The 18,991-nt window shown below is 70.7% G+C and carries 17 protein-coding genes; 5 read left to right on the forward strand and 12 right to left on the reverse strand.

What is annotated here, in order from left to right:
* Window positions 1-15: 15 nt before the first annotated feature.
* The 4 genes from DSY14_RS20935 to moeZ all read right to left on the reverse strand — a co-directional run bounded on the left by DSY14_RS20935 (window position 16) and on the right by moeZ (window position 5,706).
* On the reverse strand, window positions 16-3,171 hold the full coding sequence (locus DSY14_RS20935) for an ATP-dependent DNA helicase (protein ID WP_211718330.1): 3,156 nt from the start codon (window positions 3,169-3,171) through the stop codon (window positions 16-18).
* Window positions 3,172-3,257: 86 nt separating this feature from the next.
* Complete coding sequence (locus DSY14_RS20940) at window positions 3,258-3,590, reverse strand: MGMT family protein (protein WP_211718311.1); 333 nt, start codon at window positions 3,588-3,590, stop codon at window positions 3,258-3,260.
* 381 nt (window positions 3,591-3,971) lie between these two features.
* Entirely contained in the window at window positions 3,972-4,370 is a 399-nt protein-coding gene (locus DSY14_RS20945) for an SPW repeat protein (protein WP_211718312.1), read from the reverse strand.
* Window positions 4,371-4,542: 172 nt separating this feature from the next.
* A complete protein-coding gene (gene moeZ / locus DSY14_RS20950) occupies window positions 4,543-5,706 on the reverse strand; it encodes an adenylyltransferase/sulfurtransferase MoeZ (protein WP_211718313.1) in 1,164 nt (387 codons plus the stop codon).
* A 280-nt stretch (window positions 5,707-5,986) separates the two neighbouring features.
* Here moeZ and DSY14_RS20955 point away from each other — a divergent pair, with 280 nt between their 5' ends.
* From DSY14_RS20955 to DSY14_RS20965, 3 genes are all read left to right on the forward strand, one after another.
* Window positions 5,987-6,208: a hypothetical protein gene (locus DSY14_RS20955; protein ID WP_211718314.1), complete on the forward strand. Its 222-nt coding sequence runs from the start codon at window positions 5,987-5,989 to the stop codon at window positions 6,206-6,208.
* Window positions 6,209-6,475: 267 nt separating this feature from the next.
* Window positions 6,476-7,123 carry a TetR/AcrR family transcriptional regulator gene (locus DSY14_RS20960; protein ID WP_211718315.1) on the forward strand — a complete coding sequence of 216 codons (648 nt, stop codon included), beginning with the start codon at window positions 6,476-6,478 and terminating at the stop codon, window positions 7,121-7,123.
* A gap of 371 nt (window positions 7,124-7,494) precedes the next feature.
* Window positions 7,495-8,298 carry a hypothetical protein gene (locus DSY14_RS20965; protein ID WP_211718316.1) on the forward strand — a complete coding sequence of 268 codons (804 nt, stop codon included), beginning with the start codon at window positions 7,495-7,497 and terminating at the stop codon, window positions 8,296-8,298.
* Between the two features lie 147 nt (window positions 8,299-8,445).
* On the opposite strand, the gene DSY14_RS20970 is transcribed toward DSY14_RS20965, so the two are convergent.
* The 3 genes from DSY14_RS20970 to DSY14_RS20980 all read right to left on the reverse strand — a co-directional run bounded on the left by DSY14_RS20970 (window position 8,446) and on the right by DSY14_RS20980 (window position 10,209).
* Window positions 8,446-8,688, reverse strand: a complete 243-nt coding sequence (locus DSY14_RS20970) for a hypothetical protein (RefSeq protein ID WP_211718317.1) — start codon at window positions 8,686-8,688, stop codon at window positions 8,446-8,448.
* A gap of 263 nt (window positions 8,689-8,951) precedes the next feature.
* Window positions 8,952-9,263 (reverse strand): DUF6401 family natural product biosynthesis protein, encoded by a 312-nt coding sequence (locus DSY14_RS20975; RefSeq protein ID WP_211718318.1) that lies wholly within the window; start codon window positions 9,261-9,263, stop codon window positions 8,952-8,954.
* A 262-nt stretch (window positions 9,264-9,525) separates the two neighbouring features.
* Entirely contained in the window at window positions 9,526-10,209 is a 684-nt protein-coding gene (locus DSY14_RS20980; RefSeq protein WP_211718319.1) for a ferritin-like fold-containing protein, read from the reverse strand.
* Between the two features lie 603 nt (window positions 10,210-10,812).
* On the opposite strand from DSY14_RS20980, the gene DSY14_RS20985 reads away from it, so the two are divergent.
* Window positions 10,813-12,408, forward strand: a complete 1,596-nt coding sequence (locus tag DSY14_RS20985; protein ID WP_211718320.1) for a DEAD/DEAH box helicase — start codon at window positions 10,813-10,815, stop codon at window positions 12,406-12,408.
* 52 nt (window positions 12,409-12,460) lie between these two features.
* Complete coding sequence (locus DSY14_RS20990) at window positions 12,461-13,369, forward strand: alpha/beta hydrolase (protein ID WP_307851288.1); 909 nt, start codon at window positions 12,461-12,463, stop codon at window positions 13,367-13,369.
* Window positions 13,370-13,526: 157 nt separating this feature from the next.
* On the opposite strand, the gene DSY14_RS20995 is transcribed toward DSY14_RS20990, so the two are convergent.
* The 5 genes from DSY14_RS20995 to DSY14_RS21015 form a co-directional block, all read right to left on the reverse strand.
* A complete protein-coding gene (locus tag DSY14_RS20995) occupies window positions 13,527-14,588 on the reverse strand; it encodes an MBL fold metallo-hydrolase (RefSeq protein ID WP_211718321.1) in 1,062 nt (353 codons plus the stop codon).
* Between the two features lie 124 nt (window positions 14,589-14,712).
* Window positions 14,713-15,588, reverse strand: coding sequence for a PHP domain-containing protein (locus DSY14_RS21000; protein ID WP_211718322.1), 876 nt, complete (start codon window positions 15,586-15,588; stop codon window positions 14,713-14,715).
* Window positions 15,589-15,744: 156 nt separating this feature from the next.
* The gene (locus DSY14_RS21005) at window positions 15,745-16,191 is read right to left on the reverse strand and encodes a DUF6758 family protein (protein ID WP_374224036.1); all 447 of its coding nucleotides are present in this window, start codon (window positions 16,189-16,191) and stop codon (window positions 15,745-15,747) included.
* Between the two features lie 149 nt (window positions 16,192-16,340).
* The gene (gene typA, locus DSY14_RS21010; RefSeq protein ID WP_211718323.1) at window positions 16,341-18,233 is read right to left on the reverse strand and encodes a translational GTPase TypA; all 1,893 of its coding nucleotides are present in this window, start codon (window positions 18,231-18,233) and stop codon (window positions 16,341-16,343) included.
* 168 nt (window positions 18,234-18,401) lie between these two features.
* Entirely contained in the window at window positions 18,402-18,830 is a 429-nt protein-coding gene (locus DSY14_RS21015) for an NUDIX domain-containing protein (RefSeq protein ID WP_307851289.1), read from the reverse strand.
* Window positions 18,831-18,991: the final 161 nt, after the last annotated feature.

Raw genomic sequence — 18,991 nt, forward strand, 5'->3', positions numbered from 1 at the left:
GGGGTGGGGGTGGGTTCAGACATGTCTGCCCTCGTCCTGGACCGGACAGCAGGCGCGTACCGCGCACGCGTTGCACCCGGTGTTGCGGGTGGCGGCGAACCGGGAACCGCCCATGCCGGTGGCGACCTCGTGCACGAGGGTCTGCGCCCATCCGGGGTCGGGGTCCTCGCCCAGGGGAGGCTGGACCTGTTCACGTGCCTTCTTACTGAGCGCCGCCTTGCCGACCTGGACGAGCGCGGCGCCGCCGGGCTCGGCCAGTCCGAGTTTGACGAACGCCCCCTTGAGCGCGGCCATCTGGTAGACGCCCAACTGGGGGTGGCGGGCCAGGTCCTCGGCCTTGGTACCGCCGGTCTTGATGTCGACGATCACCGCGCGTCCCTGGTCGTCGCGTTCGAGGCGGTCGACGCGGCCGGTGATCTCGATCCCGCCCACGTCCACCTTGAAGCCCTCCTCGGTGACGACGAGTTCGCGTGGGTTCACCGCGTCCCAGTCGATGAGTTTGCGGACCATCTCGTCGGCGCGTTCGCGCTGTTTGTCGGCCTGCCACGGGCCGCCGAAGTCCAGGTCGGACCAGATCTCGTCCATGCGTTCGCCGACCTCCGCGGCGCTGCTGCCCTGGGCGACCAGAACGGCGACCGCGTGCACGACCGTGCCGAGCGCGGAGGCCGAGTCGCCGGAGGAGGCCCCGGCGGCGCGTTCCAGGAGCCAGCGCAACTGACAGTTGGTGAAGCTCTCCACCTGGGAGGGCGACACCCGGATGGTGTCCTCGGGGTCGGACAGGGGGCGGTCGTCGCTGAAGGGGGTGAGGGCGTACCACTCGGCGGGGTCGGCCCCGCGCACCCCCTCCTCGGCGAGGCGGGCCAGGTGGGCGGCGGAGGCGTCGCGCAGCGGCCCGGGGGCCTCGGGGTCGGTGACCACCGAACGCAGGTCGGCGACGAGGGCGGGCAGGGACAGCCAGCGTCGCCCCGTGCTCACCTGCTCGGGGTCGCCCAGACCCATCTCGGTGAGGAAACGGGAGGGACGTTCCTCGGCGTCCTCGCCGCCCACGCACGTGACGTAGAGGGTGCGGCGGGCACGGGTGAGCGCCACGTAGAACAGCCGTCGCTCCTCGTCCAGGAGTTTGGAGGCCAGCGCCGCGCCGAAGGAGTCCGCGGAGTGGCTCTGGGCGTCCACCAACTCCTCCACGCCGAGCAGCGAGCCGCGCAGACGCAGGTCGGGCCACTCCCCCTCCTGCACCCCCGCGACCACGACCAGACCCCATTCCAGCCCCTTGGAACGGTGCGCGGTGAGGATGCGCACCGCCTCGCCCTCGGGGGCGCGTTCGGCGAGGCTGTCGCCGGGGATCTCCTGGGCGGCCAGGTCCTCCAGAAAGCCGTCGGGGGTGCCCGGAGGCAGCCGGTCACAGTAGCGGGCGGCGCTCTCGAACAGGGCGACCACGGCGTCCAGGTCACGGTCGGCGGCGGCGCCCCGGCGCCCTCCGGCCAGGCTGACCCGTTGCAGCCGGTCGGCCAGACCGCTGTCGCGCCACAGCTCCCACAGCACCTGTTCGGCGTCGGCGCCCTTGGCGGCGAGATCGCTCACGGTGCGCAGGGCCCGGGCGACCCGGGTGGCGGGGGCGGCGACCTCCGGGTCGACCAGTGTGAGTTCGCGCGGGTCGCGCAGGGCGTCCACCAGCAGCCGGGAGGAGGGGCGGTACTCGACGGCCGTGTCGTCCGACGACCCGTCGTCCCGCGCCTCCCGGACCCGGTCCAGGTCCAGGCGGCGCAGGGCGCGCACCAGACGGCGCAGCCGCACGGTGTCGGCCTCGCCGAAGGGGCTCATCAGGAGTTCGCGGGCCGCGTCGTCGTCCAGCCCCTCCGGACGCATCCCGTGGCGGATCAGACCGAGCAGGGGGCGCACGAGGGGTTCGGCCGCGACCGGTAGGTCGTCGGAGCCGACCACGACCGGGACCGACGCCGCGGTGAGGGCGCGGCGCAGGACCGGCAACTGCCGGCTGGAGGAACGCACCAGGACCGCCATGTCCGACCACGGGACCCCGTCGACCAGGTGGGCGCGGCGCAGGGTGTCGGCGATGACCGCCGCCTCCTGGGTGGCGCTGTCGGCCATCAGAAGGTGCACCTCGCCGTCGGGGACGCCCTCGGCCGGGGTGAGGTCGCGGTGGGCGTTGACCTGTCCGCGCGCGGAGGCCACGGCGGGCAGCCTGCGGGTGAGACCGCGCGAGGCGGCCAACAGGGTCGCGCCGCTGCGCCGACAGGTGCGCAGCGCCACCACCGGGGCGTCCTCACGTTGGAGTGTGGGGAAGCGGCTCGGGAACTCCAGGATGTTGTGCACCTCTGCGCCGCGGAACGCGTAGATGGACTGGTCCGGGTCGCCGACCGCGATGAGGTCGCGACCGTCCCCCGCCAGGGCGCGCAGCAGCTCCTCCTGGGCCGGGTCGGTGTCCTGGTACTCGTCGACGAACACCACCTCGCGGGCGGCGCGCTCGCGGTCCTGCACCTCGGGGTCGCCGAGCATGTTGGCGGCGACCCGGACCAGCTCGGCGTAGTCCAGCGTGGGCACGGGGGCGATGTCGAAGCGGCCGTTCATCCTGGACAGGAACCCGGCGGCCGCGGTCCAGTCGTCGCGGTCGCGTTCGGCGGCCATCCCCGCCAGGTCCGCGGGGCCGATGCCCCGTTCCTGGGCCCGCATGAGCAGGTCGCGCAGTTCCTCCGCGAACCCGCGCGTCTCCAGGGCGGGGCGCAGCCGTTCCGGCCACTCCTGCCCACCGTCCGACAGTTCCCAGCGGAGGAGCTCACGGACCTCCATGAGCTGTTCGGGCCCGGACAGGAGCCGGGGCGGCAGGTCGCCCATGCGTTGGAACTCGCGGCGGATCAGCGCGTAGGCGTAGCTGTGGAAGGTGAGCGCCAGGGGCTCGCGCGTGGTGCGGCGCAGCCGACCGGTGATGCGCTCACGCAGTTCCTGGGCGGCCTTCCGACTGAAGGTGAGCACCAGGATCCGCGAGGGGTCGACACCACGGTTGTCGATGCGGTCGACGACGGCCTCGACGATGGTGGTGGTCTTGCCGGTCCCCGGACCCGCGAGCACGAGCAGGGGTCCCCCGGGGTGATCGACCACCCGCTGCTGGTTCTCGTCCAGCACCGGCGGCGGCGACGCCCGATGGGCGCGCCGCACGAGACGGTACGGGGATGTGTTCACCTCCCCAGTTCACCAGAGGGAGACGACCATCCCGGACGGACCCGCGCCCGGCGGGCGTTTCCTCAGTCCCTGGTCGACCCGTTCCAGCGCGCCTTCGTCATGTCCACACGGTCGCCGCCGGGCCGCATGGGGGTGCCCTCCGCCGCGTAGTGTGACAGGGCCCGCACTTCGTGGCCGGAGGCCGGCCGCCCGTCCGCGCGCACCACCCGCCACCACGGCACCGCACCGCCCCAGTGGGACATCGTCGAACCGACCTGACGGGGTCCGCCCCGGCCGACGTACTCGGCGATGTCGCCGTAGCTCATCACCCGGCCCGCGGGGATGCGCTCCACGACCGACAGGACCTCCTCGGTGTACTCGTCGGGTTCGCCGTCTGCGGGCAACGCTTCCGTCATGGACGTGAGCCTAGCCACTCGCTGTGACAGAAGGGGCGTCCCGTCGCGGACGCGCAGGCTCCACGCCGTGGGGGCACGGGTGGCGCCGGCTCCTCACTCCGGGGACGGTTCCGAGAACGCGCGGCTCCCCTGGCCTCCGGCGGTTCCGCGGACGCGCCGGACCCGGCCCAGAGGTGTGCGTTGGGGCGCCGGCGGGCCCTGCTCTGTGAAAGCCCGGGGAGGTGCCGGAGGTGGGATCGCGAGGAACGATCCCTCCCACCGAAGGTGCCGAAGGTTCCCGCCGTGCCGTCAGGCGCCCGAACACCGGCCGAAGCCGAGCGCGGGCCCTGAGAAGAACGACGAAGCCGCCCCCACGACGGGAGCGGCTCCGAGGCGGCCTCTTCAGGGGGTGCGCGTGCTCACACCCGAGTTGTTCTGGGCTCCCCACGCCAGTTCCGGGTGGTTCCGGCGGACACCGCGCGCCATGGTCAGGCCCACCGCGCCCAGGACGGCGATGGCCGCTCCCCCGATCCACGCGGTCATCGCGGCCCCCAGGATGTGGGTGAACCCGAGCAGCCACGGCAGGGCGAACAGCAGCACGCCCGCGGCGAGCACGCCGATCTCGCTCGTCACGGCGCCGGGGCGGGTGAGCGACAACGTCGCGCCGACGATGACCCCCAGCCCCAGAATGAAGAACATCCCTCCGGAGAATCCGTACATCCCGTGCCCGACCCAACTGAGACCCACGATCAGCCCCAGGCCGATCGCCGCCCGGTCGGCCCAACGTCCCTTCCCACGCATCACGCCACCTCCCCCAGGGGTTCGCGCCGGTGATCGGCGCGGCGACCCGTAGGGAGATCTCTACCCACTCGGGAGGTTTTCGTCCCATATGCGAGGTCTGTGCTGCCGGAAAGACGGACGGGCGGCGTGGGGAGAGTCCCCGCGCCGCCCGGAAGTGGACCGGTGCCGACCCCTAGTAGGTGGGCAGGCTCGGGTCGATCTGGTTGACCCAGGCCAGAACACCGCCGCCGACGTGCACGGCGTCGGAGAACCCGGCGGCCTTCACGGCGGCCAGGGCCTCGGCCGAACGCACACCCGACTTGCAGTGCAGCACGACGCGCTTGTCCTGGGGCAGCTTCTCAAAGGCCTTGCCGTTGAGGAACTCGCCCTTGGGGATGAGGGTCGCGCTCGGGATGTTGACGATCTCGTACTCGTTCTTCTCGCGCACGTCCACGAGGAAGATCTCGTCGGGCTTGTCGTCGAGGAGCTGCTTGAGCTCGGGCACGGTGATCGTCGAGTCCGCGGCGGCCTCGGTGGCCTCCTCGGACACGGCGCCGCAGAACGCCTCGTAGTCGATGAGCTCGGTGACCGGCTCGGTGTCCGGGTCCTTGCGGACCTTGACCTCACGCCAGGTCATCTCCAGCGCGTCGAAGATGAGCAGACGGCCCACCAGCGGGTCGCCGATGCCGGTGATGAGCTTGATCGCCTCGTTGACCATCACCGAACCGATGGACGCGCAGAGCACGCCCAGGACGCCGCCCTCGGCGCAGGAGGGGACCATGCCGGGCGGCGGGGGCTCGGGGTAGAGGTCGCGGTACTGCGGCCCGTACTCGTTCCAGAAGACACTGACCTGACCGTCGAACCGGTAGATCGAACCCCACACGTAGGGCTTGTTCAGGATGACGGCGGCGTCGTTGACCAGGTACCGGGTGGCGAAGTTGTCGGTGCCGTCCAGGATCAGGTCGTAGCCCGCGAGGATGTCCAACGCGTTGTCCGACTCCAGGCGCTCCTGGTGCAGGACGACCTCGACGTGGGGGTTCGCCTCCTTGATGCTGTCCCGGGCGGACTCGGCCTTGGGACGGCCGACGTCGCTCTGCCCGTGGATGATCTGACGCTGGAGGTTGGACTCGTCGACGACGTCGAAGTCGATGATGCCGAGCGTTCCCACACCCGCGGCGGCCAGGTACAGCAGGGCCGGGGAGCCCAGACCGCCGGCGCCGACCACGAGCACCTTGGCGTTCTTCAGGCGCTTCTGGCCGTCCATCCCCACGTCCGGGATGATCAGGTGACGCGAGTAACGGCGCACCTCGTCCACGGTCAGCTCGGCAGCCGGTTCGACCAGCGGCGGCAGCGACACGGTGACTCCTCATGTCTGTTCGGATTGCCTCGCACCCACACCCGCACCGAGGGATCCACGGCGGGAGGGGCGGTGCGCGAAGCGTCTTGCACTCATACCCAACCTAACGGGTGGGGTTTTCCATTCCCACCCCGGGGAGGCGTGGCGCTCATCGCCCCACGGGGTACCTCGACCACCCTCAACCAACGGGACCCGTCGGTTCATTCCACACGGTTCTCCCATGGTGGCGATGGTGACGGGTAGTGTCGCCAGTACCGTCGACGACGTCGAGGAGGACCCTGTGGCATCTTCCGATGAGCGAGGCACCGAACTGCCGTCCGACACCGATCCCGGCACGGGCGTGCCCGAGGCCGACGCGGCCGAGCAACGCGTTCCCGCCGGCCCGGACGAGGGGGGCGGGCGGTTCGAGGACACGTCCCGCGACTCCTTCGAGGAGGCGAACGAGGCGGACGTGATCGAGCAGTCGATCGACGCCGGGGAGGACGAGGAGGAGCGTCGCTGAGAGGCGCCGCGCGTGCGTCCCGACGCCACGCGCCCCGCGAGCGGACACCCGTTTTCGGGCCGCGACCCGCCCCCGACATCGGCTTACGTCCCCGCGCCCGGCGACGGGCGTTGGCCCAGCGCCGCCCACACCGAAGCTACGCGTGAGTAAGATGAGGAGAAAGCCGCGGGCCGCGACACGGAGCCGAAGCCGCGTCCGTAGGCACCAGCCACGCAGATGTCCAGTGAATGGCGTGCATCTGCCATGCCGAGTTCGGAGGGTGTGGGTGTGACAGCTCCTTCAGACGCCCGCGCACGGGGCACCCGCTTGCCCCGGGTCAGGCGCCGCCGACAACTCCTGGCCGCAGCGCAGGAGGTCTTCGTCGCCCGGGGGTACCACGCGGCGGCGATGGACGAGATCGCGGACCGTGCGGGGGTCAGCAAACCCGTTCTGTACCAGCACTTCCCGGGGAAATTGGAGCTCTACCTGGCTCTCTTGGAGGAACACTCCGAGGCGCTGGTGGAGAAGCAGCGTGAGGCCCTCGAGAGCACCGACGACAACCGTCAGCGTGTCACCGCGAGCTTCCGCGCCTACTTCGACTTCGTCGCGGGCGACGGTGAGGCCTTCCGGTTGGTCTTCGAGTCCGACCTGCGCAACCTCCCCGCGGTCCGCGAGAAGAGCGAGCACACGTTCCAGCGCTGCGCCGAACTCATCGGGGACGTGATCCGACAGGACACGAGCATCTCCGACGAGGAGTCGCACCTGTTGAGCATCGCCCTGGTCGGCATGGCCGAGACCAGCGCCCGCTACTGGCTCAACAACCACGGCTCCGTGCCCCAGGACGCCGCCGAACAGCTGGTGGCACGACTGGCGTGGCGCGGGATCAGCGGATGGGACCTGACGCGCTCGGCCGAGGACGACGCCGCGCAGGACTGACCCCCGGTGGCCTTCTTCGGCCACCGAACGCGGCCCCCGGGTGCGACCACGCGCCCGGGGGCCGTTCGCGTCCGGGACCGTTCCCGTGCCATGCGGCCCCGGGGACCTCTCCCCCGACACCGCCCGCGCGAGGGCACGCGCCATATCACTCGGAAGCCGTTCTCCGCACGCGTCGATAATACAGAAAGCAATGGTTGATGAAATTGTCGACCAAGCCTCGGTAATCCCCCTCGCGAATCGTCTTCAAAAGGTTCGATCTTGCTTCTCCGGGTATCGCGGAATTGAGAAGTACCGCGCTTCTCTTCGCCGCATCCGCTCGAATCCGGCCACCGGTACGACGGGCGGCGCAAGCGATTCGGGGGTGAAGACGTATGGACATGGGTCAGGGTCTTATGGGCGCCTGGCAGGCGGTGGTGGGTTTCGTGCCGCTGCTTCTGGGATTCCTGGTGATCCTCGTTCTGGGATGGATCATCGCCTGGTTCGTGGGCAGGGGGGTCGCCAAGGGCCTCCACAGCGTCGGGCTGGACCGTGCCCTGCACCGCGGGGGTGTGGGTCAGTACTTCGAGCGCAGCCGCTGGACCGGTAGTGAGTTGTGCGGGAAGATCGTGTACTACGTCGGCCTGCTGTTCGTGCTGACGCTCGCCTTCAACGTCTTCGGCGCCAACCCGGTCAGCACGCTCCTGAACGACGTGATCGCGTGGATTCCGCACGGCATCGTCGCACTCGTCATCGTCGTGGTGACCGGCATGATCGCCAAGGCCGTCCGGGACGTCGTCAGCGGTGCGCTGGGCGGACTGTCCTACGGACGGGTGCTGGCCAACATCGCCGCCGTGGCCATCCTGGCCCTCGGTGTGATCGCCGCGCTGAACCAGATGGGCGTGGCCGTCGCCGTCACCCTGCCGGTGCTGGTCGCGGTGCTGGCGACCGTCGGCGGCATCCTCGTCGTCGGGGTCGGCGGTGGCCTCATCCAGCCGATGCAGGCACGATGGTCGCGCTGGCTGGACGTCGCCGAGCGCGAGTCCGGGAAGCTGTCCGAGGAGACCAGCTACCAGGCCGGACGGGACGCGGCGATGAGCCGCCCCGGCGCCACGACCACGGAGGGCAGGTCCGAGACGCGGGAGGAGGCGTCCAGTCTGCCCGGACAGCGGGGCGAGCGCGGCGAGTCCACCCCGTAGCCGCGTCACCGCTCACGGCCGGTCGAGGCCGTCCGTGAGGGAGGATCCGGGCAGGACGTGAAGGAGGGCGGGGCCGGTGGCCTCGCCCTCGTCGTGTGTCCGGGTCGCGGACCCCGGAGCCTGGTCCCGTCGTGGCGACGTGCCGAGTCACATGAACTCGGAGTCGCGCAACTCCAGACGGGAGAGGTGTTCGATACGCCGAAAGGCGAGCACGACCGTGGCGATCAGCGGGAGGAAGGCCAACCAGAAGACGACGCTTCCGGGCCCCGTGAACACCATCGACGCGAGTGCCACGACGAAGATGAGTGCGAAAAGCGCGAAGTCGACGCGATCCTGCTGGATCAGGACGCCGACGGGTGGGCGCGCCGCCCCATGCCGACCGCTCCTCATTCGCATTCCTTTCTCGCGGCCAAAGACCGCTCCGCCAGTTACGGTGCCCCGGATCCGTGCCGGACCCATAACACCACCGATCCCACGATGCATTCCGCAGGGCTCTGGTTCCGGTGGACGGGCCGGGCCGCGATCGACCCCTGGGGGGCCACCGTCACGTTTCAGCCTACGCCCGGTCATGGCTTTTCGCCGGGGAACCGGCAAGGGCGTCTTCCGCGAGTGGCTCGCGTCGAAGATCACACCCGCCTGCGGTCAGGACCAACCTAGCGGACGAAACCGCGCTCCTTGGCCAGGCGGCAGATGGCGAGAATGCGGAGCGTCTCCCAGTCATAGCCGGCGTCCGCGGAATCCCAGCCGCGTTCGAGGCAGCCGTCGAGGAAGCCGTGGAGGTAGGTGCCCAGCGTCGCGGGGGTCAGTTCGGCGCCACCGGAGACGATGCCTTCGCACACCTGTGCGGCATGCTGATCCAGCTCAGCGCACATCCAGGGCTCGATCGGGCCCTCAAGGGGGCCGAGGCGGTGGAAGTCACGGGTGAGTCCGGCCAGCGGGTGGCGTACGGAGGTCCCACGGGGCATGGAAGTACCTACTCGCGTGGTCAGGAGACGGGAAACCTCCTCGACTATATGTGCCCCCGACCAATGGATCGTAATGAATGTGTTGGAAATTACCCGCACTTGACCAAGTGCTTCCAGGTACCATCAACTCTGCGTAAAAACCCGGTAAAACGCGGAAACCGGCATGTCTCGGCGTGGATACCGGTGCGCGACGGGGGTGCCGGGCGGACGGAAAGGCACTACGGAAGGGCCGTGCGCGTCCGTCGGGTGTGACGCGTTCCGCTCAGTCGGCCAGACCCATCGCCGCCAGGCGGCGGGCGTGTCCCTCGGTCAACGAGGCGAACATCCGGCTCACGGCGGCCAGGTCTCCCAGACCGGAACCGTCGGCGCCCTCACCGGCCTCACGGGTCACCAGAGCGGCCAGCGTGGGCCGCTCCACGGCGACCGCCTGCGCCTGGCTCAGCGCCTCGCCCACGAGCCTGCGCGCCCACAAGGACAGGCGACCGGCGAGCTTGGGGTCCTCCTCCAGGGCACCGCGCACCTGCTCAGCGATGAACTCGGCCCGACCGGTCTCCGCCAGGACGTCCTCGACGAGCGCACGGGTGTCGGCGTCCGCCAGTTCGGCGACCTTGCGATAGAAGTCACCGGCGATACCGTCACCGACGTAGGTCTTGACCAGGCTCTCCAGCCAGCTCTGCGGCTCGGTGCGCTCGTGCCAGGCGTCCAGCGGCGCCAGGAACGGGGCCATGGCGTCCTCGGGGTCGACGCCGAGCTCCTCCAGGCGGTCCCGGAGCAGGCTGTAGTGCCGCTGTTCGGCGGCGGCCAGTCCGGCGAGCTCCCCCTTGGTGCGCAGCGACGGGGCCAGGCCCGCGTCGTCGGCCAGACGGAAGAAGGAACCGAGCTCGGCGTAGGCGAGAAGTCCGAGGAGATCGATCACGCCGGGGTCTGCGGAAGGGCCTTGGGTCATGCCCGTCAGGGTATCGCCCGGCACCCGGAGCCCCCAATCGGGGACTAAACGCCGACCGAACGCGGTTGCACCCGCTGGGAGCGGGGTACGGTCACGGCCGTCCAGGGCCTGGGTGAACTGCTATGTCCACCAGGCGAACCAACGGCTAGACTCTGCGTGATGACCAGCGTGCGCGATCACCGCGCCGCCTGCCGCGCCCCTGAACACGCGGGCCCTCCCGCGGGTACCTCCCGGCGCCGCGGAGGCCGGCTTCCGGGACGCGTGCGCCGGACACACGCGACGAGTCCTCACGACCAGTGCGGCGTGAGGGAGCGATGGCCACGCGCCCAGCGACGCACCGCACACGACCAACCAGCGGATGGAACCGAGAATCCGCGGCCAGGGCACCCCCCGGGCCGCGCGGGTCCAGTCGGCAGCGCCACCGCGGCTCCCTCACAGAAGCGGGAACCGGGTGAGCCGCGCCCTTCGCGGCGGCCGGAGGCCGTCCGCGCCCGCACCCCGCCGCGGCCACGAACAACGCTGCGGCCCGCCTAGATGGAGGCTTGAGCCCTGAGCAGCACAGACGAGACGACCAAACCCCGCACCACCTTCCGCGATCTCGGTGTGAGCACCGAGATCGCCGACGCCCTCGAGGCCGAGGGCATCATCGAGCCCTTTCCGATCCAGGAACTGGCCCTGCCCATCGCGCTGAACGGCAGCGACATCATCGGGCAGGCCCGCACCGGTACCGGCAAGACCCTCGCCTTCGGCCTTCCCCTCCTGCAGAAGTCCCAGGAGAACCCGGGTACGACCAAGCGGCCGCGCGCCCTGGTGGTCGTCCCCACCCGCGAACTGGCCATCCAGGTCGCGGCGGACCTCACCACCGCCGGCAAGCGCAGCGGTGGTCGCATCCTCACCGTCTACGGCGGGCGCTCCTACGAACCCCAGATCAACGGCCTCAAGGAGGGCGTCGACGTCGTCGTCGGCACCCCTGGCCGCCTGCTGGACCTGGAGAACCAGAAGCACCTGCGTCTGGACGGCGTCGCCGCCGTGGTCCTGGACGAGGCCGACAAGATGCTCGACCTGGGATTCCTCCCCGACATCGAGCGCATCCTCACCAAGATCCCGGACGAGCGCCAGACCATGCTCTTCTCGGCCACCATGCCGAGTGAGATCGTCACCCTCTCGCGCAACTATCTGACCCGGCCCACGCACGTGCGCGCCGGCGACGACAACGAGATCGACGGCTCCACCATCACCAAGCTGATCGCGCAGCACGCGTTCCGCACGCACCAGATGGACAAGCCGGAGATGCTCGCCCGCCTGCTCCAGGCGGAGAACCACGGGCAGAGCATGGTGTTCTGCCAGACCAAGCGCGCCTGCGACCGGGTCGCGAGCGACCTCAAGACCCGTGGGTTCGCGGCCGCCGCGGTCCACGGCGACCTCGGTCAGAGCCAGCGCGAGCGCGCCCTGCGGGCGTTCCGCAACGGCAAGATCAACATCCTGGTCGCCACGGACGTGGCCGCGCGCGGTCTGGACGTCGACGACGTGACCCACGTGGTCAACTACGAGACTCCCGACGACGAGAAGACGTACACGCACCGCATCGGCCGGACCGGTCGGGCGGGACGGACGGGCACCGCCGTCACGTTCGTCGACTGGCAGGAGATGCCGCGCTGGAAGCTCATCAACGGCGCGCTCGACCTGGACTTCCACGAGCCGGAGGAGACCTACTCCACCTCGCCGCACTTCTTCGAGGCTCTCGGTATCCCCAAGGGGACCAAGGGCAGGCTGGCCGCCGACAAGCGCGGTGAGCACGCCGGTCTGGAGGCCGAGGAGGTCGAGGACATCGGCGACACCGGGCAGCCGCGCGGCGGTGACCGCGGTGATCGCGGTGGACGCCGAGGGCGCGGCCGAGGCCGTGGCGAAGGCGGCCGCGGTGAAGGCGGCCGCGGTGAGGCCTCGCGTGGCGAGGGCGACCGCGGTGACCAGCCCGGACGCCGTGGCGGACGGAACCGCAACCGCAAGAGGACCCGGAACGGGGAGTCGGTCTCCGGCGCCGGTGCCCATGCCGGTGCCGAGCGCAAGGCCACCGCTCCGGCGGCCACCGAACGTCCCGCAGGCGCCTCCGAGCGCTCCGGCGAGGGTGACGGCGCGCGCCGGATCCGTCGTCGCCGCCGCACCCGCGGCGGGGTGAACCGGGACCCCGAGAACACCTGATGGACGTCGGGTTCTCCCGTGACGGCACGACGATCGTCTAGGGTGACCCGACGTGAGTACACCTGAGTTCCTCGATCTGCCGCCGGGTGTGCGGCGCACGGACCTGCGACTGTCGTACGGTCCGGTGGCCGCACTCCGGGCTCTGCCCACGTCCGGCGGCACAGAACTGTCCCCTGCCGTCCTGGTGCACGGATTCACCGGCAGCAAGGAGGACTTCATCGCCCTCCTGCAGAGCCTGGCCCAGGTCGGGCGGGAGGTGGTCGCGATCGACCTGCCAGGCACCTACCACTCGCCGGGCCCCGAGACCCTGGATCCACAGCCCGGGTCGCCGCTTCCGGACTACCGCCTCGCCTCTCTGGGGCGGGTGGTCGCCGAGGTCATGGACCAGGTCGGCGACGGCGGCCCCGTACACCTGGTGGGGCATTCCTTCGGCGGCCTGGTGAGTCGTGAGGCGGCCCTGGTCCAGGACAGCCCGCTGGGCTCCCTGACCCTGTTGTGCTCCGGCCCCGGCGCCCTGAGCGGCGCCGCCGCCGTCCGAGCCCGCAACCTCATCGCCGCCGTGTCGATGAACCCCACGAGCGACCGCCTGCGCGAGCTGTGGGAGGAACTGTTCGAGGCGGAGGCGCGCACCCGTTCACGCGATCCGCGGATCGTCGACTTCCTCCGTGACCGTCTGCTGTCGAGCAGCGCCGTCGGCCTCATGCGGATGGCCGAGGACCTCCTGGGCGCGCCCGACCGGGTCGCGGAACTGGCCGAGGTGGACGTTCCCAAGCTCGTCGTCTACGGCGAGAACGACGACGCGTGGCCCACCTCCGAGCAGGACACGATGGCCGAGCGTCTCGGCGCACGGCGCCTGGTGGTCCCGGGCGCGGGACACTCCCCCAACGTCGAGGCGCCGGAGACCACGTCGAGCGCCCTGACCTCCTTCTGGAACGAGATCGAGTCGGTCGGACGGCGCTGAACCCGGCGCGGGACACCCGGGGACCGCTCCTCGTCGACGCGGACCGGAGACGCGCACGGGCGTCTCCGGAGCCTCCCCCGCGATGCTCCCCACCCCTGAGAACACGACGTGCCGCCACCCGTTCGGGCGGCGGCACGTGTGGTCTCGACGGTCGGGATCAGACCCAGGAGTCGAAGTTCTTGTTCTCGGCCTCCACGGTGGTGGAGGGGCCGCGGTCCGGGAGGATGCGGGTGTCCGGCGGCAGCGTCAGCAGGCCCTCCCCGATGGAGGCGAGCTGCGTGGTGTAGTCGAGGTGGGTGTCGCCGACCTGGCCGGGGGCGCCCTTGTGCAGGGTGTCGCCGGCGAACACGGTGCCGAGCTGGCTCACGTAGTAGCCGACCGTGCCGGTCGAGGTCCCGGGCAGGGACAGGACGTCGACGTGCAGGTCACCGACGTCGAGGGCGCCGCCACCCTCCACCTCGATCTCCGGGCGGTGCTCCGCGCCGTGGAAGCGGCGCCAGGCACGCATCTCACGGGGGTGCAGGGCGATGTCCGCCTCGGTCTCCTCGGCGATGGCCAGGGCCGCCGCGATGTGCGGGCTGTAGCCGTTGGTGCAGGCCACGAGATAGATCTCCCGGTCACCGACGACGTTCATGATCGCCTCGGCGTCATGGGCGGGGTCGATGACGATGACCCCGTCCTTGTCGGCCTCGACGATCCAGGTGTTGCTGATGATGTCGAACTTCTCGTCGCCGAACTCGAAGACCCCGGCCGTGCGAACACGGGTGATGCCGTCGGAGTCGGGTCCGGTGACACCGACCACCTCGGCCTCGTCCTCCGCGTCGTCGGACTTCTCGGCCTTCTCGGACGCGTCGTCGGCCTTCTCGGACGCGTCGGCGTCCTCGGCGGACCCCTCCGACGCGCCGGCGTCGACCCGGTCGGTCTCGGTGTCCGCCTTCTCGGTGTCCGCACCGTCGACGTCGACCTTCGCAGCGTCCGCCTTCTCGGCCCCGGTGTCCTCGGTGGCGTCGACCTCGGACTCCTCGGCCTTCTCCGCCGTCACGGAGTCGGTCGCGCCGGCGTCGGCGCTCTCGGGGCTCTCGGCCCCGGTCGCCTCGGCGGTGCCCTTCTCGGACTCGACCGCGTCCTCGGTCTCCTCCGCGGTGTCCTCCACGACCTCCGCAGCGGAATCGGTGGCCTCCTGGCCTTCCTGCTTCTTCGACTTCCGCTTCCAGAACACGGTGTCAGACCCTTCGTCCAAATATGTGCTGTTTCAACGCTGTGACCATTGTCGCGCTCTCACGCAGTGGTCCGTACCGTACCGAACCCGGCGCGTGCCGGGACGTGCCCGCCGGGACCGGCGCTCAACCCCGTAGGAGCGGTACGCCGGTGGCGGGCGCGATGAGCTCCTCGAAGGCCTCCGGGGCCGTGGTCCGGGCGCCGAGCCGGTGACCGGTCAACGCACCGTGGTCGTCACTGGATCCGGTGACCACCACCCCCAGGTCGGCGGCGACCCCACGCCAGAACTTCGTCTGCGGGCGGTTGTGCGAAGGGTGGTCCGCCTCGATGCCGCCCAGTCCCGCCTCGACCATGCGCTCGGCCAACGCGACCGGGACCGCTCCGTTGGTGGCGCCCTCCGCACGGGCCGGATGCGCCAGGGAGCACACCCCGCCCGCCGCACGGACCAGGCGCACCGCGCGGACCGGGTCGATCGCGTACCGGGAGGCGTAGGCGGGGCCACCGGACCCGATCCAGCGGTCGAAGGCGTCCTGCACGTTCTTGGCGGCGCCGGCCTCCACCACCGCGCGGGCCAGGTGCGGGCGGCCGATGGTGTTGGCGTCGGCGTGTTCGGCGTGCCCGGCGCCGGCGATCTCCAGTACCCGCTCCCAGGTCACGTCGACGCCGTGTTCTTGGAGTTTGCCGACCATCTCCTCGGCCCGACCGGCCCGGTCGGACCGGACCCGGCGCAGTTCCTCGGCCAGTGCCGGGGAATCGGGGTCGAACAGGTAGGAGACCAGGTGGACGCTGGACCCCTCGTGGGCGCAGGACAGTTCCATGCCGGGGACCAGGGTGAACCCGGGTGGCAGGTGCTGCGAAGCCTCCTTGATGCCGCCGACCGTGTCGTGGTCGGTCAGGGCGAGCACGTCCAGGCCGGCGGTGACCGCGTGCGCGATGACCTCGGCGGGGGCGTCGGTGCCGTCGGAGACCGAGCTGTGGGAATGCAGGTCGATACGTGTCACCGGGCGATTGTACGTAAGTCGGGACCGCTCCCGTGCCCGGACCTCCCGGTCAGTCCGAGGGGTCCCGCGGCGCGAGCGCGCGGGCGAGGAAGGGGCTCGGTGCGCCGAATGGAGGTTCGAGCGAGACCCCGCCGTCGCGCAGGTCCCTCAGGTCCCTCAGGGAGTTGATCTCACCTCGTGGCCGTCGAACCTGACCTTGGCCGCCGGGGGTCCCCCGTCGAGGTCCTCGCCCGGGTCGGGCCCGTCCAGGCCGGCCAGGCGGGCGCCCAGCCCGATACCGGCGTCCTCGGCGACGATGACCACTTCACCGACCCCGCCGAGCGGGTTCGGTCCGGACAGGGCCACGGCGGTGGCGACCGCGCCGCTGCGCTCGTCGCCGACGTCGGCGAACCCGGTCACCACCCAGCCCCCCGGCAACGGCCACGGGATCCACACGGGCACCTGGGCCTGCGGGAGGAGGGCGTCGAGCGCGGCGGTGCTCGGGGCCCGCACCTCCTGGAGCGGCGCCACCGGACCATGGGCGTCGCACTGCCAGGCGCTGGTCCACAACCCCGGAGGTCGGACAGCGCGCCCACAGCGTGGACACGAGGGCTCGGGTTTCATGTCCTGGTCATCTACCCGAGCGCGCGGGCGAGGAAGGGGCTCGGTGCGCCGAATGGAGGTTCGAGCGAGACCCCGCCGTCGCGCAGGTCCCTCAGGTCCCTCAGGGAGTTGATCTGGCCGAAGCGCGGCGGAGGCGCGGAGAGACCGACCTAGCGCTGTCCGCGCTTCTTGTTGGCGGTGATCCGGCCGCGCTCCTTCTGGTCCAGGATGACCTTGCGGATGCGGACGTGCTCGGGGGTCACCTCGACGCACTCGTCCTCGCGGCAGAACTCCAGCGCCTGCTCCAGGGAGAGCTTGCGCGGCGGCACCAGACGGACGAGCTCGTCGCCGGTGGCCGAACGCATGTTGGTGAGCTTCTTCTCCTTGGTGATGTTGACGTCCATGTCGTCGGCGCGCGAATTCTCGCCGACGATCATGCCCTCGTACACCTCGGTGCCGGGCTCGACGAACAGGACGCCGCGCTCCTGGAGGTTGAACATCGCGAAGGCGACGGCCGCACCGGCGCGGTCGGCCACCAGGGAACCGTTGGGGCGGGTACGCAGGTCACCGAACCACGGCTCGAACTTCTCGAACACGTGGTGGGCGATACCGGTGCCGCGGGTCTCGGTGAGGAACTCGGTCCGGAACCCGATGAGCCCGCGGGAGGGCACCAGCCAGTCCATGCGCACCCAGCCGGTGCCGTGGTTGACCATGTTCTCCATGCGGCCCTTGCGGACGCTCAGCAGCTGGGTGATGGCGCCCATGTAGTCCTCGGGCGCGTCCACGGTCAGGCGCTCGACGGGCTCGTGCACCTTGCCCTCGACGATCCTGGTGACCACCTGGGGCTTGCCGACGGTGAGCTCGTAGCCCTCACGACGCATCTGCTCGACCAGGATGGCCAGCGCCAGCTCGCCACGGCCCTGGACCTCCCAGGCGTCGGGACGCTCGGTGGGCAGCACGCGCAGGGAGACGTTACCGACGAGCTCCTTCTCCAGGCGGTCCTTGACCAGACGGGCCGTGACCTTGGCGCCCTTGACCTTGCCGACCAGCGGCGAGGTGTTGGTGCCGATGGTCATGGAGATGGCGGGCTCGTCCACCTGGATCAGCGGCAGCGCGACCGGGTTCTCCACGTCGGCGAGGGTCTCGCCGATCATGATGTCCTCGATACCGGCGATGGCCGCGATGTCACCGGGGCCGGCCTTCTCCGCGGGCTTGCGCTCCAGACCATCGGTCATGAGCAGCTCGGTGATCTTCACCTGCTGGATGCTGCCGTCGGTGCGGATCCACGCGACCTGCTGCCCCTTGCGGAGCTCGCCCTGCTGGATACGGACCAGCGCCAGACGGCCCAGGAAGGGGGAGGCGTCGAGGTTGGTGACGTGGGCCTGGAGCGGCGCGTCCGGGACGAACTCGGGGGCCGGGATGGTGTCCAGGATGGTGCTGAACAGCGGCACCAGGTTGTCGTTGTCGGGCACGGAGCCGTTGGCCGGGCGGTCCAGGGTGGCCTTGCCGTCACGTGCGCAGGTGTAGACGATCGGGAACTCGATCTGCGATTCGTCGGCGTCCAGGTCCATGAACAGCTCGTAGGTGTCGTCCACGACCTCGGCGATCCGGCTGTCGGGCCGGTCCACCTTGTTGATCACGAGGATGACGGGGAGCTTGGCCTGGAGGGCCTTGCGCAGCACGAAACGGGTCTGCGGGAGGGGGCCCTCACTGGCGTCGACCAACAGGACCACACCGTCGACCATGGACAGGCCGCGCTCGACCTCACCGCCGAAGTCGGCGTGGCCGGGGGTGTCGATGATGTTGATGACCACGTCCTCGCCCTCGGGCGTGGTGTAGTGGACGGCCGTGTTCTTCGCGAGAATGGTGATGCCCTTCTCGCGCTCCAGGTCGTTGGAGTCCATCACACGGTCATCGACGTCCTGGTTCTCACGGAAGACACCGGACTGCCAGAGCATGGCGTCGACGAGGGTCGTCTTGCCGTGGTCGACGTGGGCCACAATGGCCACGTTGCGCAGGTCGGAACGGCGGGCGGAGCCCTCGACGGGCGTGGCGCTGGACATGCTTAAGTCTCGATCTCCTGTACTGGGTAGAGACCGCAGAGTGCCACGGCCCGTTGCCAGTTTATGCGGTCATAGTGGCCCGAGCGGGAAACGTACAGGTCACCCCGGTTATCTTCGTCACCCGAACGGCCCCGTCGACGGGGGTCGCACGCCCCCCGGGCAGGGGGTTCAGGCGGGTCGCGCGTCCGCCTCCAGGAGCCGGGCGAGGGGGTCCAGGAACGGCCGATCGGCGGGTAGCCAGTCGAGCTCGCGCAGCCTCGTCGGATCGACCCATCGCAGGGCCAGGTGTTCCAGGGGTCGGGGGTCGCCCTCGACGAGCTCGGCCCGCAACAGCCGCAGGACGGCAGGGCGGCCCAGGCGTTCGGAGAGGCCGGTGAGGGGGACGTCGGGGCCGATCCGGGCACCGGCCCGGACGGTGACACCGAGCTCCTCACGGCACTCGCGGACCAGGGCCAGGGCCGGGGTCTCCCCCGCTTCGGTCTTGCCGCCGGGGAACTCCCAGCGACCACGGGTGGCGGCCGGAGCGGCCCGCTGGGCGGCCAGCACACGGCCGTCCCGGATGAGGGCGGCGCCCACCACGATCAGTTCGTCTCGCACAGCGACACAGCCTATGGGCAGGGGCGCGGACGCGGTCCCGCGACGGTCGTCCGCGGGAGGCGTCCGCGTCCCCCGGAGACGGGAGGCGTCCGGGTCCCCGGCGATCCGGGTGACCTCTCCGGCCCTGTTCCCGCCGCCGGTCCGAGGGCCCCGGACAACGG

Origin of the sequence: Nocardiopsis sp. MG754419 (assembly GCF_018207095.1) — a bacterium.
GTDB lineage: Bacteria > Actinomycetota > Actinomycetes > Streptosporangiales > Streptosporangiaceae > Nocardiopsis.

Excerpts from the sequence above, each read along its gene's own strand:
- DSY14_RS20940 (WP_211718311.1), bottom strand. The coding sequence starts at position 3,590 with ATGACGGAAGCGTTGCCCGCAGACGGCGAACCCGACGAGTACACCGAG.
- DSY14_RS20945 (WP_211718312.1), bottom strand. The coding sequence starts at position 4,370 with ATGCGTGGGAAGGGACGTTGGGCCGACCGGGCGGCGATCGGCCTGGGG.
- DSY14_RS20965 (WP_211718316.1), top strand. The coding sequence starts at position 7,495 with ATGGACATGGGTCAGGGTCTTATGGGCGCCTGGCAGGCGGTGGTGGGT.
- DSY14_RS20970 (WP_211718317.1), bottom strand. The coding sequence starts at position 8,688 with ATGAGGAGCGGTCGGCATGGGGCGGCGCGCCCACCCGTCGGCGTCCTG.
- DSY14_RS20975 (WP_211718318.1), bottom strand. The coding sequence starts at position 9,263 with ATGCCCCGTGGGACCTCCGTACGCCACCCGCTGGCCGGACTCACCCGT.
- DSY14_RS20980 (WP_211718319.1), bottom strand. The coding sequence starts at position 10,209 with ATGACCCAAGGCCCTTCCGCAGACCCCGGCGTGATCGATCTCCTCGGA.
- DSY14_RS21005 (WP_374224036.1), bottom strand. The coding sequence starts at position 16,191 with ATGAAACCCGAGCCCTCGTGTCCACGCTGTGGGCGCGCTGTCCGACCT.
- typA (WP_211718323.1), bottom strand. The coding sequence starts at position 18,233 with ATGTCCAGCGCCACGCCCGTCGAGGGCTCCGCCCGCCGTTCCGACCTG.